Annotated in this window: 15 protein-coding genes; 6 read left to right on the top strand and 9 right to left on the bottom strand. The window is 63.4% G+C overall.

All coding sequences use genetic code 11. From position 1 onward, the window contains the following. Positions 1-32 precede the first annotated feature (32 nt). The 6 genes from AC2D9V_RS10645 to AC2D9V_RS10620 form a co-directional block, all read right to left on the bottom strand. Entirely contained in the window at positions 33-422 is a 390-nt protein-coding gene (locus tag AC2D9V_RS10645) for a hypothetical protein (protein ID WP_484714047.1), read from the bottom strand. 150 nt (positions 423-572) lie between these two features. After that, positions 573-1,298, bottom strand: a complete 726-nt coding sequence (locus tag AC2D9V_RS10640; RefSeq protein ID WP_484714046.1) for an MBL fold metallo-hydrolase — start codon at positions 1,296-1,298, stop codon at positions 573-575. After that, positions 1,295-2,293, bottom strand: a complete 999-nt coding sequence (locus AC2D9V_RS10635) for an ABC transporter ATP-binding protein (RefSeq protein ID WP_484714045.1) — start codon at positions 2,291-2,293, stop codon at positions 1,295-1,297. Before AC2D9V_RS10635 ends, AC2D9V_RS10640 begins: the two co-directional genes overlap by 4 nt. Next, the gene (locus AC2D9V_RS10630; protein ID WP_484714044.1) at positions 2,290-3,060 is read right to left on the bottom strand and encodes an ABC transporter permease; all 771 of its coding nucleotides are present in this window, start codon (positions 3,058-3,060) and stop codon (positions 2,290-2,292) included. The genes AC2D9V_RS10635 and AC2D9V_RS10630 overlap by 4 nt, the downstream gene beginning before the upstream one ends. Before the next feature lie 82 nt (positions 3,061-3,142). After that, positions 3,143-3,997: an ABC transporter permease gene (locus tag AC2D9V_RS10625; protein ID WP_484714043.1), complete on the bottom strand. Its 855-nt coding sequence runs from the start codon at positions 3,995-3,997 to the stop codon at positions 3,143-3,145. Position 3,998: 1 nt separating this feature from the next. Beyond that, the gene (locus AC2D9V_RS10620) at positions 3,999-5,039 is read right to left on the bottom strand and encodes a polyamine ABC transporter substrate-binding protein (protein ID WP_484714042.1); all 1,041 of its coding nucleotides are present in this window, start codon (positions 5,037-5,039) and stop codon (positions 3,999-4,001) included. A 102-nt stretch (positions 5,040-5,141) separates the two neighbouring features. On the opposite strand from AC2D9V_RS10620, the gene AC2D9V_RS10615 reads away from it, so the two are divergent. Further along, positions 5,142-5,810, top strand: coding sequence for a TetR/AcrR family transcriptional regulator (locus AC2D9V_RS10615; RefSeq protein ID WP_484714041.1), 669 nt, complete (start codon positions 5,142-5,144; stop codon positions 5,808-5,810). Between the two features lie 211 nt (positions 5,811-6,021). Here the strand turns inward: AC2D9V_RS10615 and AC2D9V_RS10610 are convergent, their stop codons facing one another. The 3 genes from AC2D9V_RS10610 to AC2D9V_RS10600 form a co-directional block, all read right to left on the bottom strand. Beyond that, positions 6,022-7,008 (bottom strand): tyrosine-type recombinase/integrase, encoded by a 987-nt coding sequence (locus AC2D9V_RS10610; protein ID WP_484714040.1) that lies wholly within the window; start codon positions 7,006-7,008, stop codon positions 6,022-6,024. A gap of 1,220 nt (positions 7,009-8,228) precedes the next feature. After that, positions 8,229-9,224, bottom strand: a complete 996-nt coding sequence (locus tag AC2D9V_RS10605; RefSeq protein WP_484714039.1) for a 4-hydroxyproline epimerase — start codon at positions 9,222-9,224, stop codon at positions 8,229-8,231. 7 nt (positions 9,225-9,231) lie between these two features. Then, a complete protein-coding gene (locus AC2D9V_RS10600; protein ID WP_484714038.1) occupies positions 9,232-10,470 on the bottom strand; it encodes an NAD(P)/FAD-dependent oxidoreductase in 1,239 nt (412 codons plus the stop codon). A gap of 129 nt (positions 10,471-10,599) precedes the next feature. Here AC2D9V_RS10600 and AC2D9V_RS10595 point away from each other — a divergent pair, with 129 nt between their 5' ends. Genes AC2D9V_RS10595 through AC2D9V_RS10575 form a run of 5 tightly spaced genes read left to right on the top strand, consistent with a single transcriptional unit; the run spans position 10,600 to position 14,435 of the window. Further along, the gene (locus AC2D9V_RS10595) at positions 10,600-11,421 is read left to right on the top strand and encodes a transporter substrate-binding domain-containing protein (RefSeq protein ID WP_484714037.1); all 822 of its coding nucleotides are present in this window, start codon (positions 10,600-10,602) and stop codon (positions 11,419-11,421) included. 55 nt (positions 11,422-11,476) lie between these two features. After that, a complete protein-coding gene (locus AC2D9V_RS10590) occupies positions 11,477-12,142 on the top strand; it encodes an amino acid ABC transporter permease (RefSeq protein ID WP_484714036.1) in 666 nt (221 codons plus the stop codon). Continuing rightward, positions 12,139-12,798: an amino acid ABC transporter permease gene (locus AC2D9V_RS10585; protein WP_484714035.1), complete on the top strand. Its 660-nt coding sequence runs from the start codon at positions 12,139-12,141 to the stop codon at positions 12,796-12,798. Before AC2D9V_RS10590 ends, AC2D9V_RS10585 begins: the two co-directional genes overlap by 4 nt. Continuing rightward, the gene (locus AC2D9V_RS10580) at positions 12,791-13,516 is read left to right on the top strand and encodes an amino acid ABC transporter ATP-binding protein (protein WP_484714034.1); all 726 of its coding nucleotides are present in this window, start codon (positions 12,791-12,793) and stop codon (positions 13,514-13,516) included. Before AC2D9V_RS10585 ends, AC2D9V_RS10580 begins: the two co-directional genes overlap by 8 nt. 25 nt (positions 13,517-13,541) lie before the next feature. Next, a complete protein-coding gene (locus tag AC2D9V_RS10575) occupies positions 13,542-14,435 on the top strand; it encodes a dihydrodipicolinate synthase family protein (RefSeq protein WP_484714033.1) in 894 nt (297 codons plus the stop codon). The last annotated feature ends 10 nt before the right edge of the window (positions 14,436-14,445 follow it).

Genomic DNA, 14,445 nt, shown 5'->3' with positions numbered 1-14,445 from the left:
AGGACATGTGCGTCGTCGGCCGGAAGGCCGATCTACTGCTTCATCCGGTCGAGCACCGCGTCAAGCCCGAAGCCGAGGGCTTCCATTCCGACCGCAACGATCACGGCGTCCGGCCCGATGCCGTCGGTCATCTCCTTCAGGGCTTGCAGAACGTTTGTCTGTCGGAAATCGTCCAGGGCGCAGAGCCAATCCCCCATGATACGCTGGTGATCGCCACGGGGTCGTTTGCCGCCTATTCCGGCCACACGGACTGGGCGGCCGTCGCCCCGGGCCTGAAGACGCTCGAAGACGCGACCCAGATCCGCCGTCGCATCCTTCTGGCGTTCGAGCGGACCGAAGTCGAACCCAGACCGCCGCCGTGCGCTGATGACTTTCGCGGCGATCGGCGGAGGACCGACGGGAGTAGAGCTGGCGGGTGTCATCGCCGAACTCGCCCACCGCACGCTGCGCAGGGAAGTCCGCCGGATCGACCCGGACGACACCCGGGTGATCCTGATCGAGGCGGGTCCTCGGGTCCTTGCGGCTTTCCCTGAAAACACCTTCGCCGGGGATTTGCGGATGCGAAGAGCGCTTTACCGGCCCTTTGACCGAAGCCACTTGAGGATGATTTCCCGATGCCGCTGGCCAGAGTAGCTTGGAAAATGACCCCCATGCACAACCCGGACCTGCAAGCGCAACAGCCGCTCCATCGAAGCGATGTACTGCCAGCGTTCAAGATCGCTCGTCCCTTCGATCAGCTCCCCGTCATAGACGATGTCGCCCGAGAAGAGGATGCCCGTTGCCGCCTCCCACAGCGCTATACCGCCCGGGGAATGCCCCGGTGTGTGGATCACCTCGAACCGGCGGTCGCCCAGGCTGATGACGTCGCCGTCCCACAGGATGCGCTGAACCGGGGCGGCCGCTACTGTGTAGGTCTCGGATCGGTAGGGTTCGGGCGGAAGGGTCGTGAAGATGTCGTCGGTGACATACCTGTCGGCAAAGGTGTTCTCCCGGGTCGGCGTGCGAAGAAGGTTCGCTTCCGCGGCATGGCAGAGCCGACAGGGAAACTCGTGATGCAGGCCCACATGGTCGAAGTGGGTGTGGCTGGCGACAGCCTGAAGCGGGCGCCCGGTCACAAGCGGGACGTGGTCGCGTAAGGAAACGACACCCATCCCGCTGTCCACCAGCATGTCGCTGTCCCGGCCCCGGACATGCCAGACGTTGCAGCGGTAGAATTCGCGGATGTTCGGCTCATCGATATGAGTGACCCCGTCGCCGACGCTACGCACCCGCCACCAGTCTTCTGCCTTCGCTCTCATGCGTTCAGTACCACGTGGCTGTCGGCCCCGAGGTCCAGCACCGCGCCGACCTCGACATCCTGAGACTGCGGCAGATGCACCACCAGCTGCAAGTCGGTCGCTGCAAGGGGTGAGACATGGGCGCGGACATGGGTACCGAAGAAGGCCGCCTCTTCGATCCGGCACGGACCGATACGAAGCGTGCCCGTCGTGGAAATCGCTTCGGGCCGCAGGCAAAGTGTTCCGTCCTGCACCGGGACCGGGCCGAAAGGCGCGTGTCCGTCGGCGACGGCGATCCGGTTCACTTCGCCCATGAAACTAGCGCTGAACAGCGTCTTCGGATGCAGGTACACCTCGCGCGGGGGACCGTGATCCTCGATCTGGCCCGCGTTCATCACGACGATCCGGTCGGCAATCGCCATCGCCTCTTCCTGGTCGTGCGTGACATGGACAAAGGTCGTCCCCACCCGGCGCTGGATTGCCTTGAGCTCGTCCTGCATCTGGCGGCGCAGTTTGAGGTCCAGTGCGCCCAAGGGTTCGTCGAGAAGGAGAACATCGGGTTCGACAGCAAGCGCCCGGGCCAGGGCGACGCGTTGCCGCTGTCCACCCGAAAGCTCATGCGGCCGTCGATCGCCGCGCCCCTCGAGCCCGACGAGCGCCAGCATCCGGTCGGCCTTCGCGCCCCGTTCCGTCTTGTCCATGCCCCGCATCCGCAGGCCGAAGGCCACGTTGTCGCGCAGGCTCATGTGCGGGAAAAGGGCGTAGTCCTGAAACACCGTCGTGGTCGGCCGGTCCTTCGGCGCGACGCCTGCCATGTCCCGGCCGCCGATCAGGACGCGGCCTTCAGTCGGCTCGGCAAAGCCGCCGATTATGCTCAGAAGCGTGGTCTTGCCACAGCCAGAGGGGCCGAGCAGCACGACGAACTCGCCCGCCTCGATCTCGAGGCTGATGTGGTCGAGTGCGCGGGCGCTGCCGTAGCGTTGAGAGACATTGATGATCGAGACGGCGGCGGTCATGGGCGTTTCCGGAAGACTGTCAGTTCAAAGAGGATCACGAGCGCGATCGAGACGAGAAAGACAAGCGATCCGACCGCGTTGGTGGCGGGCGACAGCCCGGATTTCAGCATCGACCAGATCTCGACCGGCAGGGTGACGTCAAAACGGGTGAGCAGGAAGGCGATGATGAACTCGTCCCACGAGAAGGTGACCGAAAGGAAGAAGGCTGCCGCAAGCGGCATGGCGAGCATCGGTGCAGAAATCAGGGTCAGAACTTTCCATTCCGGTGCGCCAAGGTCCCTGGCAGCGCGTTCGGCGTTCCTCTGGTGGTCGCCCATCGCAGCGTAGGTGATGGCAAAACAGAGCGGCAGGTTTATGACGACATGGCCGATGCCGACGGTCCAGAGCGACAGCCGGATGCCGGTCTGGTTGAACAGGTTCAGCAGGCCAAGCGCGATGATCAGGTAGCTGACCGTCATCGGCGTGATCAGGACGCCGCGCATCAGGGCCGATCCCGGGAGCCGCACGCGGGCGAGTGCATGGGCGGCGAGAAAGCCCAGGATCAGCGCTATGGTCGATGAGATGATGGCCACCAGAAGCGAATTGAGAAGGGCGGCGGTCAGGTCGTCATTGCCCAGCACTTTCGCATACCAGTCCAGCGTCACGCCCTTGAACGGCGGCACCGGCAGGCGCCCGTCCTGGAAGCTGAAGGCCACCAGCACGACCACCGGCAGGAACACGAAGGCATAGGCGAGCGCGAGGTAGGCCCAGGACAGCACGCGCATCATTCTGCCGCCCTCCTCGTGCGCCTTCGGCTTCTCGTCGGTGAGAAGATAGCGAGGAGTGCCGAAGGCATCGACGAGCGCATGGTTACACCCGGTCCAGCCGAAGCCAGCGGCTACTGGCGAAATAGGCCAGCGTCACCACGGCCATCAGCACCACCGACAGGGCGGAGGCCAACGGAAAGTTCCCGCTGCGTCCCAGCTGAAGCATGATCAGTTGCGGCAGCGTGAGCTCGGCATTCCCGCCCAGGATCTGCGGCGTGATGTAGTCGCCGATGCAGAGGACAAAGGTCAGGAAAGCGCCCGTAATCACGCCCGGCAGGGTCAGTGGCAGGATGACATGGACAAAGGTCTGCCAACGGCCGGCGCCAAGGTCCTGCGCGGCGCGGGCGTAGTTGGGCGAAAGCTGGATCAGGTTCGCATAGATCGTCAGCGTCAGCAGCATGACGAAGAAATGGACGAATCCGATCACGGTGGCGGAACGGGTTGAGGCGATCTCGAGGGGCTCGGCGATAAGCCCGATACCGAGAAGTGCCTCGTTCACCACCCCGTTCTGCCCAAGCACGAGAAGCCAGGAATAGGACCGCACGACATAGGACGTCCAGAACGGAAGGACGGCCATCAGAAGGGCGAGCCGCTGCCAGCGGGCGGGAACCCGAAAGGCGATGATCGCTGCCAGGGGGTAGGCCAGGAGGATGGAGATCACCGTCACCACGACCGTGATCTCAAGGCTGTTCCACAAGGCCCCCAGCATCGCGGGGTCGGTCAGGATCCGCGAGTAGTTGCCCGGATCAAGGCCGCTGACGATCTCGCGCCCTTCCATCCGCGCGAAGGACAGGGCGATCATCCCCAGGAAGGGCAGGATGAAGAAGGCCGCCGTCCAGATCAGCGCGGGGGCCAGAAGACCCCAGGCCTGGCGGCGGTCCTGCGCGGCGAGGCTCACCTCACTGTGCCAGCATCTCGGTCCAGAGATCCTGCATCGCCGTGTCCAGCGCCGCGTCGGGGATCGGGTAGAGCTGCGCGCGCTTGAGGAACTCGGGCTGCTCGTCCCAGCGCAGCACGGCCTTCTGTTCCGGCGTCAGGGCGTCGCCGGCCTTAGCGTTCGCCGGCATTCCCCAGTAGCAGGACGATGTCGCCAGCCGCGCCTGTCCTTCGGGCGAGGTGATGTACTTCACGAACTCCAACGCGAGGTCCGGCTGGGTGGACCCGGCCACCACGCCGATCGACTGCGCCCAGCGCAGGCCGCCCTGCTTGGGGATCGTCCAGTCGAGGTTCGGGTTCTCGGCCGCCAGCACGGCGGTCAGCCATTCGCCCCCGCCGACGACGATATCCACTTCACCCGTCGCCAGCGCCGTCTGGGCCGAGACCACATCCGACACCTGCTTGGACGCCGCCCGCAGCGCCATCAACGGGTCCCTCAGCGACGCAAGATTGTCGGCGGTGATGTCGGCGGTGTTGATCCCCTGGCCCAGCGCCACAAGGCCAAGCACCGGCAGGTAATAGTCGTAGATCCCGATTCGGCCGTCGTACTTGCCGCCGGTCAGTGCGGCCACATCCTGCATGTCCGCCGGGTCGACCTTGGTCTTGTCGTAGGAGATAGTGTTGTAGCCGAACTTCTCGGTCACGGCATAGGTCTTGCCGCCCACCGTGTTGTTCTCGGCCATCACCAGTTCGGGAAAGAAGTCCGCCGTCGGCAACTGATCGGCCGGCAGTTCGGCCAGATGCCCCCCCTCGACCGCGCGCTTGACGTCGACGGCGTCGATCACCAGCACATCCCAGTCGCCCGGTTGCGACTGGTCCAGGATCGCCAGACCCGCTGCGGTGCCTTCGTATTCCTTGAGGTTCACCTTGACGCCGAACTGCTGCTCGAACGGCTCGATCAGCGCAGGGTCGGTGTGGTCGCACCACACCAGCGCGTTCAACTCCTGCGCAAGGCCGGGGGTTGCCGTCATCAGAAGGGCAAGGGCGGACAGCGTGCGGGTCATCGTCATCTCCGTGTTGAGGGGCCTCTCGGGGGCGCTTGAGAAAAGAATTGAGTTCGTTCATTTTTGAAGTCAACATCAAATAATGGGCAATCTGAGAACGCGATGACAGGACTGCGCGAACGACAGAAGGCCGACCGGACCGGCCGGATCCTGAAGGCGGCGTCGGATCTGTTCCGTGCGCAGGGCTATGACGCGGTGCGGATCGAAGACATCGCCGCGGCGGCCGAGGTTTCGACCGGTACCTGCTACAACTACTTCTCCACCAAGGGAGACCTCCTTCTCGCCATCGTGTCGATGGAAGTGGAAGAAGTGGTCGAGGCTGGCCGCGCGCTGGTCGAAAACCCGCCGCCCGACCTCTCGCTGGCCCTGGGAGGGCTGATCCGGCTCTATTACGACCACTCGCTGATGTATCTGTCGAAGGAAATGTGGCGTAAGGCCATGGCGATTTCGATCGAGGCGCCTGGAACGCCGTTTTCAAGGCATTACACGCGGCTTGACGCGATGCTGGCCGCCCAAGTCTGCGACCTTCTGACGGAACTGGGAAATCGTTTTCTGATCCGGGCCGACCTCGATCCGCTTACCCTGGGCCAGGTCGTCTTCCAGTCACTGAACCAGTTGTTCATTGAGTTCGTCAAGGACGATGACATGCAGATGTTCGACCTACACCGGGAAAGCGAGAGCCAGACCTTGTGCTTTGCCCGCCTGATGCAACCTTGCCCCACCGGCCCAACCCAGACCGCGCCATCATCCGTTCAGAAAGGCATCGCTTGACCAAGTCCCGCTGCTTGCGAGCGCTTTTGCAGGCCTGATCAGTCGTGGCAGGTAGGGTTCCGATTCCAATCCGCACCGTAACGGAACCGGACGACGGATCGAACAGTCAGCTCATCACGTAACTGATTGATTTAATGGTGCTGCAAGAGAGGATTGAACTCTCGACCTCTCCCTTACCAAGGGGGTCAATGATGTTTGTATCATATTGCTTTTATTGATTTTTACTCAGGTCCTTCTTAGAGGCTGCCATTTTCTTGTCAAACAAGTCCGTGGCCCTTTGTCCTGGCGACTGCGGGTGAGTATAGGTGTTCTGTACCAACGCTGGCGATTTCCAACCCCCGGCATCAGCAATGGCCTTCGCTGACCAGCCCGCATTGTCCAAGGTGGTGGCGTAGCTGTGGCGCCCCGGTTGGTGAGTGCCAAGATAAGGCAAGCCGGCCTTCTTGCATGCCCTGCGGAGCGTGGCGTAAACGCTCGAACGCGCAGCATAACCGAAGACCGGCCCCAGGGTCTCTGGAAGGGCGGCCATCAGCTGGGCCATCTCGGTCGTAAGATAGGCCGGAGCAGGCACGCCGTTCTTGGGATCCCGGATAAGGACTCGAAGACGTGCAAGGTCGATGTCCTTGGGGTGGAGTGCCAGGGCATCCCCGATCCTGCGGCCGGTCGTGTGCATGAAGAGCATCATGGCAAACAGGTTGGCAGGAAGATGCGGCCGCAAGGCATCGAGGTAGGAGCGATCGACGGCCGTCTTCTGTACCTTCGGGACCGAAAAAGCCTGGACACGGATCTGGTTGCACCAGCCTTGAGCGTGACCGAAGTTTATAACGGCCTGCGCCGGGACAATGCCTTGGCGGTTCAGAGTTGCCGGAGCGGCCCCAGGATAGGCGTCACGGGCCGCCTGGCGCACATCCCTGGGGGTGATATCCTGAAGCCGCCTGAAGCCAAGCTGTTCGGTGACCTTGACCAGGAAACGGGCCTCTCCGCCATCCTTGGCATAGGCCAGGGCACATTCCGCAAAGGTAATGGTGTGCCCCGGTCCATAGAGTCCGGTTTTCCAAAGCCGAGCTTCTAGTGCCGCGCGGGCTTCTTCTGCTTGGCGAGCGTCCCGAGTTCCAAGAGCACGGCGGATACGGGCGCCATCGGGACCGGTGCCGTGGAGATATGCCCAGCCGTTGACCCACCTGATTTGGAGGCGCATTCGTGCATCCCTCGACGAAGTTTCTCAATGTGCTCGGGGTAGAAGACCTTCTTGATGCCGCGCAACTCGTAGAAGGGCAACTGCCTGAGCGTGTCCGACAACATGCGCCGGCTGATACCTAAGGCAACCGCAGCCTCGTCCATGGTGAGAGGAGCCAAGAATTGAGCACGGGCCTTCATGGCTGAACTCCCACGCTGCGCTTCAATGGCGTCAAGAGCCGCTTCGTTTTGCGCCTGTCGACAAAAGTCGCAGTATTCATGGCTTCTTGCCAGTGTAGGCCGATCGGATTGGACCCGGGCCCCCCAATTTCCCTAGTCGGGCCAATCAAGAGTAGATGTCGGACAAGCATCAGACTGCCTCATCGACTTAGCGAGCCGTCTCAAGACTGCAAGAGTCGGGACCGCTGCGCGCGCATTTGGACTGTTTGGGCATTAGCACGTAAAACAATACTGCTACGCGTGCCTGCGATCACAGGCGAATGCCGGTGCCAAATCTGGCCTGATGGTCACTAAGTAGCGGAAATACCTTTGTTTGCCAAGCCAGATTCTTTGCGTGGAATCCGCCGTGACCACCTCCTCCCTGGATCGTCCGCACTCTGGAGTCAGGGTCAGGACCGATAACCGGCCCCTAACCCGAACGACGGGGTTTCGCCTTTTGCGTCAACGCGGTCACTGTCGGCCCTTAGCGGACATTTAGCATTCGTGTTGCGCTGCGGAGCAGCGTCGCCAAAGCGGTCGTCGGGCGTGGCTCGCCAACCTTTTTCCAGAACACTGCGCCCCGCCATAGACTTCATCAGCTCCCATCACGGTACGCATGCCATCTGGCAGATGGTCCGCAACGACGGCAGCGGCGCACCGAGCCTGACCGAATTGGGGCGAGTTTCGCCATAGCGGCAGGTGGGGTGCTGACCTTGTTCATCGCCGCACTGCGGAACGGAAGTTACGACTGGGTGCGCATCGTCGACGAGGTTTCGGGCGTTGTTTTCAAACAGGAGATCACAACCGACCTACCTGCCGACACACAGTCCTGTCTCAGCGGCTGTTCATGAACCACAGCGTGGCGGTCGCCGCCGTCGCCTACGACTGCGCCAAGGTGTATCTCGACATGGACTTCTGAGCGGCATCCCAGAATGTGGAAGATCGTGAGCGTAGGCCTTTGCCCCTATAGGCCTTATGTCCGCAACCGCAGTGTGCGTCTTGTATCTACAAGGTTGAAGAGTGCTAAAGTTGAAAACCACGGTAAAGCGGATCGCGATCATCAACAAAGATAGTGTTGTGTCCCGTGACCTGCGCCCAGCCTGAGACGCTGGGCAGGATCGCATGATGATCACCGACAACGGTTTTCGCTTCGATCCGGCAGCGGAACAGGGTGCCGATGATGCTTTCGTGCACAAACTCTTCGCCCTGCGTGAGGCGGCCTTTGGCGTGCAGCTGGGCCATCCGTGCCGACGAGCCTGTGCCGCAGGGTGACCGGTCGATGGCCTTTTCGCCGTAGAACACGGCGTTGCGGGCCGTTGCCCCGGGCGCGCGGGGTGCGTCGCACCACATGACATGGCTGACCCCGGCGATGCGGGTGTCTTCGGGATGAACTGGGGCAAGCCTTTCCTGCACGGCCGCCCGGACAAGCGGGCTGAGGCCCGCGATCTGTGCGGGGGACATCCGGTCAAGGCCGGGCCAGTTCGGCTGCGGCTCGATGATGGCATAGAAGTTGCCGCCATAGGCAAGGTCGATCGTGATTTCGTCCAGGCCCGGGACGAACACCGAGACGTCGGCTGCGTGTAGGTAGCTTGCGACGTTGAAGAGGCGCACCTCGGACACATGGGGGCCATCCATCCGGTAGGTGATGTCGATGCGCCCGGCGGGGGCCTCGATTGAAAAGTGGCCGGGACTGCGGGGGGTCACGAGCCCCGCCTCGAGCGCGGCGGTGACCGTCCCGATGGTTCCGTGACCGCACATGGGCAGGCAGCCGCTGACCTCGATGAACAGAACGCCGATGTCGCAATCGGGGCGCGAGGCGGGGTAGAGGATCGTGCCCGACATCACGTCATGGCCGCGCGGTTCGAACATCAGGGCGGTACGGACCCAATCGTGATCGCGCAGGAACAGCGCCCGCTTTTCCGCCATTGGAACGTTCGGCAACTGGGGCGCGCCGCCGACCACGACACGGACCGGATTGCCGCAGGTATGGGCGTCAATGCAGAAAAAAGTATGGCGCATGGGATCCTCAGAACCGGTCGGGGGAGAAGGGCGCGAGTGGGAGCGACGGATGTGCGCCCTCGATCAGGTCGGCGACAAGGCGCGCTGTCGTGGCAGCCTGCGTCAGGCCCAGATGCCCGTGGCCAAAGGCGTGGATCACCCGTGGCGCGCGGGAGGACCGACCGATTACCGGCAGGCTGTCGGGGGTTGTTGGGCGGTGCCCGGCCCAGGGCGTCCCCGGATCGACGGACAGGCCCGGAAAGTAGGATCGCGCAAGGCGCAGAAGCGCGCCTGACCGGCGGAAGTCGGGCCGGGCGTGCAGCCCGCCGAACTCGGCCGCGCCACCGATGCGCAGGCCCATTGCGTGCGGGGAGGCCACGAATTTCCGTTCGGAGAAGATGATCTCGCGCCCGATCCGGATGCCGGGGGCAGTAAGCGTGGTGTTGTAGCCGCGTTCGCTTTCCAGAAGAACGCGGTCGCCAAGGGTCACGGCTAGCGCGGCGGACCAAGCCCCAGCGGCAAGGACAACCTGATCCGCCAGGACGCGCCCCTCGGTGGTTTCGACGACGAGGCCGGTCGCTTCGGGCAGGATGCGGGTCGCGGTGCGGCGCAGGATCTGAAGCCCCTTGGCCCGAAGTGCCGCCAGAAGGTCGAGGTGCAGCGCTTTCGGGTCGGCGATCTGAAGCCAGTCCGGGGTCAGGACAGCGTGGGTGACGACGGGGCCGAGCGCCGGTTCGATCTCGCGCGCCTGATCCCCGGTAAGTGCCGTGTGGTCGAAGCCATGCGTCCGGCGCAGCGTCCAGTCTGCGGCCTCGGCCGCAAACCCCTTGGCACTTTCGTAGACGTAAAGCGCGCTGGATCGGGTCATCCGGTCTTGCAGTCCCTCGGCGGCCAGCATGGCGGTCAGGTCGGCCTCGGCGTGCCGGTGCAGGTCGGCGAGCGCGGCTGCGATCCGCCCCATCCGAGGTCGGGACGCGACACGCGAAAAGTGCCAGAGCCAGGGGATCATCCGCGGCAGGTGCAAAGGGCGCAGCGACAGCGGCCCCAAAGGATCCATCAGCCAGCCGGGGACTTTGAAGAACACGCCCGGCGCAGAGGCGGGGATGATCTCGGGCAGCGCGATACCGCCCGCATTGCCCCATGAAGCGCGGTCACCTTCGGGATCGGGATCAAGGACCGTGACGGGATGCCCGCGGGCGATCAGCGCCTGGGCCGTGGCCAGCCCGACGATTCCCCCCCCGATGATCAGCACCCGTTGCCGAGCCATGCGCACCTCTTTGACTTGTCCATACCTTGGATAGCCGCTTAACTGTAGATTGACAACTGTAGATTGGATCCAGTTAAGTGAGCTCAGCGGCACCCCCGAATCGACGCCGTCCAACAGGTGAGGTCAGACATGAACAAGCTTCTCGCGGCAGCGATTGCCGCGCCGATCACTCTTTGCCTGGCGCAGGGCGCCATGGCGGACGGGTCCATCGACAACATCATTGCGGCGGGGACGCTGCGCTGCGGAGTGCAGCTCGACTTTCCCCCGGCCGGGTTCCGCACGGCGGAAAACGAGCCCGAAGGCTATGATGTCGCCTACTGCAAGGACATGGCCGCAGCCCTTGGCGTCACGGCCGAGATCGTGGAGACGCCGTCGGCCGAACGCATCCCCGCATTGCAGTCAAACCGCATCGACGTGCTGATCGCCTCGACCTCGATCACCCCGGCGCGGGCGCTGACGGTTGCCTTCTCGCAGCCCTATGTGAGCTTCGTCAACGTCGTGCTGACGCGGGACGATGCCGGTGTTGCCAGCTTCGACGACCTCAAGGGCCGGACCGTCGGCGGTGTCACCGGCACCACGACCGAAGCGGTCATGCAGGACGCGCTGGCTGGCTGGTCCGATACTGCCGGCAGCTACATCGGTTATGGCAGCGAGGCGGAAAGCTATCTGGCGCTGAGCCAGGCCAAGATCGATGGCGTCGTCGTGGGCAATGCCACGGCCGCCGCCCTGATCCAAAGCGGGCAGTTCCCGAACCTGGTGGTGGCAGGCGAGACCCCGACCCCGCCCGACCTCGCCGGCATCGCCGTGCGTAAGGCCGACCAGGACCTTCTGCAATTCGTGCGGACCTTTGTCTGGTACCAGGTCACCTCGGGCCGCTACGCGGAGCTTTACGGCACTTACTTCGGCGAAGGCGCGCCCCCGGCACTGGCCACCCCGATGGTCGAATACTGATCCGGTCCCGGGGCAACGGACAGGCGTCCGTTGCCCCATCAGCCAAGAGCCCGCAATGTTCGGATACACCTTCTACTGGTCGATCGTCTGGCAGAAATGGCCCGAGCTGCTGGCGGGCGCGCTGCTGACGCTGCAGATCACCGTCCTGTCGATGGTGTTGGGCACCGCGATTGGCCTGGGCCTGTCGATCCTGCGGCAAGGCTCCGGTCCGGGATACCGGTTCGCGACTGCCTGGGTCGAGGTGGCGCGAAACACTCCCGCGCTCTTTCAGATCTACATGGTCTACTTTGGCCTCGGCGCCTTCGGTCTGCACCTGTCGAGCTATGCGGCCATGCTTCTTGCGCTGAGTTTCAACAACGCGGGCTATCTGGCCGAGATTTTCCGCGGCGGCATGAACGCCGTTCCAAGAACCCAGATGTCTGCCGCGCGGTCGTTGGGGATGACCACGGGCCAGGCTTATGCCCGGGTCATCTTTCCGCAGGTCTTGCGCACCGTGTTCTTCCCTTTCGTCAACCAGTTGAACTGGGCGCTTCTGAACAGCTCGCTCGGCATGGTCATCGGCCTGCGCGAGCTGACCGGGGCCACGCAGGCCGCGCAGTCCGAAAGCTTCCGGACGCTCGAATTCTTCATTGTCGCCGCCGCGATCTACTTTGTGCTGTCCAAAATGATCGAACTGTCTTCGCGGCTTCTGGCGCGGCGCCTGTTCCGGGGGGCGACATGACGATCACGCTCCCTTATTCGGGTCTGCAATGGACGGACCTGTGGTACGTGCTGCAAGGGATCGGCAATACCGTGCTGCTGACGGTGCTGGCGGTCATTTTCGGCACGCTGATCGGTCTGGTCCTAGGCTGGGCGCGGCAGGGCAGCAGAGTATCTGCGCTAGCCTTCGCGCCGGTGGTCGATGTGATAAGGTCGGTGCCGCTGATCATCCAGCTGATCCTGGCGAGCAGCTTCTTTGCCATGGCGGGGGGTGGATCGTCGCCGCTGGTGGCGGGCTGCGTGGTCCTAAGCTTGTACATGGGGGTCCTGACGTCCGAACTGGTGCGGGCGGGGCTGGATGCAGTGCAGCCGACCCTACGCCGCGCGGGGCGGTCCCTCGGGATGACGTACTGGCAGGAACTGCGGCGCATTGCGGCGCCCCTTGCGCTGCGCGCGGTTCTTCCCGGCTGGATCGGCACGGTGATCGGCCTGACCAAGGATACCGCGCTTGTGGGGGTCGTTGGCTATGTGGAGCTGATGCGGGCGTCGCAGATCCTGATCACCCGCACCAACGAGGCACTGCTGATCCTGACCGGCACAGGCCTCTTCTACTTCCTGATCTGCTACCCGGTCTCGCGCTATGGCCGCCGTCTGGAAAGGGCCCTGAGCCATGATTGAGATCCGCAAAGTCCACAAGTCCTTTGGCGCGATCGAGGTCATCAAGGGCGTCTCGATGACCGTCGAGAAGGGCGAGGTTCTGTGTCTGATCGGGGCCAGCGGGTCGGGCAAATCGACCATGCTGCAATGCATCAACGGGCTCGAACCGATCCAGAGCGGCGAGATTCTGGTGGACGGCACCTCAGTCCACGCCAGGGGCACGAACCTCAACAAGCTGCGGCAGAAGCTCGGGATCGTGTTCCAGCAGTACAACGCCTTCCCGCATCTGACCGCGCTGGAAAACGTGGCTTTAGCCCCTCAGATCGTGGCCGGATTGCCGCGTGCCGACGCACTTGCCATGGCGAGGGAGCATCTCGACTACGTCGGTCTGTCGACTCATGTCGACAAGTATCCGGCCAGCCTGTCGGGCGGCCAGCAGCAGCGGCTGGCGATTGCCCGGGCGCTGGCGATGAAGCCCGAGTACATGCTGTTTGACGAGGTGACCTCGGCCCTTGATCCGGAACTGGTGGGCGAGGTGCTGGACACGCTGCGCAAGCTGAAGGCGGGCGGCATGACCATGATGATGGTCACACATGACATCGCCTTTGCCCGCGAATGCGCAGATCGCGTTGCTTTCTTCGACCAGGGCGTGATCTGCGAGATCGGCGATGCGCGCCAAGTCATCAACACTCCGAAAGAAGAGCGGACGCGCGCCTTCCTGCAACGCGTCCTTCACTGACCCACCCCCCATGAAAGGACACCCCATGGCACTCTGGACCGGCGTTTTCCCCGCTGTTACCACCAAGCTGACCGAGGACGGTCAAGTCGACATAGGCGCTACCGCCGCCAGCGTTGACCGATTGATCACCAACGGCGTTGCGGGTGTCATCGTCCTGCCGATGCTGGGCGAGAACGCCTCGATGACCATAGCCGAGCGTGAGGCGATCATCCGCGCTGCCGTGGCCGCCGCGAAGGGCCGCGTCCCGGTTCTATCGGGTCTGGCCGAGATTACGCTGGCCAACGCTCAGGCCAATGCCCGCGCCTACAAGTCCTTTGGCGCGCAGGGGCTGATGGTTTTCCCGAGCCTAGGGTACAAGACAGATCCGCGCGAGACAGTGGAATGGTACAAAGGCATCGCGGCTGCGAGCGACCTGCCAATCATGATCTACAACAACCCCATCGCCTATGGCGTGGACTGTACGGTCGAGGTGCTGCGCGATCTGGCGGATACGCCGCAGATCGTCTGCATTAAGGAAGAAACCGGAGACATTCGCCGTGTGACCGACATGCGCGTGGCCTTTGGCGACCGCTTCAGTATCTTTTGTGGGGTCGATGATCTGATCGTGGAAAGCTGCGCCTTGGGCGTAACCGGGTGGGTGTCGGGCATGACGAACGTGTGGCCGGCCGAATGCGTGCGGCTGTTCGACCTTTGCCAGGCCAACCGCTACCCCGAGGCGCGCATGATGTACAAGATCCTGACACCGTCCTTCCACCTCGATACGCATGTGAAGCTGGTGCAGTACATCAAGCTGGCCGAGCATCTGGTCTACGGCGCCCCCGAATGGACCCGCGCGCCGCGCCTACCCCTTGTCGGGGCGGAACGTCAGCATGTCATCGACACGGTGACGGCTGCGATCACTGCGCTAAAGGCCGCGTGATCATTGTGAT

This window comes from Tabrizicola sp. T46, assembly GCF_057219895.1.
The sequence above is the reverse complement of the archived record's forward strand: the minus strand, read 5'-3'. Positions and strand labels throughout refer to the sequence as shown.

What these genes read in the sequence shown, in the direction of transcription:
- AC2D9V_RS10615 (WP_484714041.1), top strand. Translation starts at nt 5,142, where the DNA reads ATGACAGGACTGCGCGAACGACAGAAGGCCGACCGGACCGGCCGGATC.
- AC2D9V_RS10605 (WP_484714039.1), bottom strand. Translation starts at nt 9,224, where the DNA reads ATGCGCCATACTTTTTTCTGCATTGACGCCCATACCTGCGGCAATCCG.
- AC2D9V_RS10635 (WP_484714045.1), bottom strand. Translation starts at nt 2,293, where the DNA reads ATGACCGCCGCCGTCTCGATCATCAATGTCTCTCAACGCTACGGCAGC.
- AC2D9V_RS10590 (WP_484714036.1), top strand. Translation starts at nt 11,477, where the DNA reads ATGTTCGGATACACCTTCTACTGGTCGATCGTCTGGCAGAAATGGCCC.
- AC2D9V_RS10620 (WP_484714042.1), bottom strand. Translation starts at nt 5,039, where the DNA reads ATGACCCGCACGCTGTCCGCCCTTGCCCTTCTGATGACGGCAACCCCC.
- AC2D9V_RS10610 (WP_484714040.1), bottom strand. Translation starts at nt 7,008, where the DNA reads ATGCGCCTCCAAATCAGGTGGGTCAACGGCTGGGCATATCTCCACGGC.
- AC2D9V_RS10585 (WP_484714035.1), top strand. Translation starts at nt 12,139, where the DNA reads ATGACGATCACGCTCCCTTATTCGGGTCTGCAATGGACGGACCTGTGG.
- AC2D9V_RS10575 (WP_484714033.1), top strand. Translation starts at nt 13,542, where the DNA reads ATGGCACTCTGGACCGGCGTTTTCCCCGCTGTTACCACCAAGCTGACC.
- AC2D9V_RS10640 (WP_484714046.1), bottom strand. Translation starts at nt 1,298, where the DNA reads ATGAGAGCGAAGGCAGAAGACTGGTGGCGGGTGCGTAGCGTCGGCGAC.
- AC2D9V_RS10595 (WP_484714037.1), top strand. Translation starts at nt 10,600, where the DNA reads ATGAACAAGCTTCTCGCGGCAGCGATTGCCGCGCCGATCACTCTTTGC.
- AC2D9V_RS10600 (WP_484714038.1), bottom strand. Translation starts at nt 10,470, where the DNA reads ATGGCTCGGCAACGGGTGCTGATCATCGGGGGGGGAATCGTCGGGCTG.
- AC2D9V_RS10580 (WP_484714034.1), top strand. Translation starts at nt 12,791, where the DNA reads ATGATTGAGATCCGCAAAGTCCACAAGTCCTTTGGCGCGATCGAGGTC.
- AC2D9V_RS10645 (WP_484714047.1), bottom strand. Translation starts at nt 422, where the DNA reads ATGACACCCGCCAGCTCTACTCCCGTCGGTCCTCCGCCGATCGCCGCG.
- AC2D9V_RS10630 (WP_484714044.1), bottom strand. Translation starts at nt 3,060, where the DNA reads ATGATGCGCGTGCTGTCCTGGGCCTACCTCGCGCTCGCCTATGCCTTC.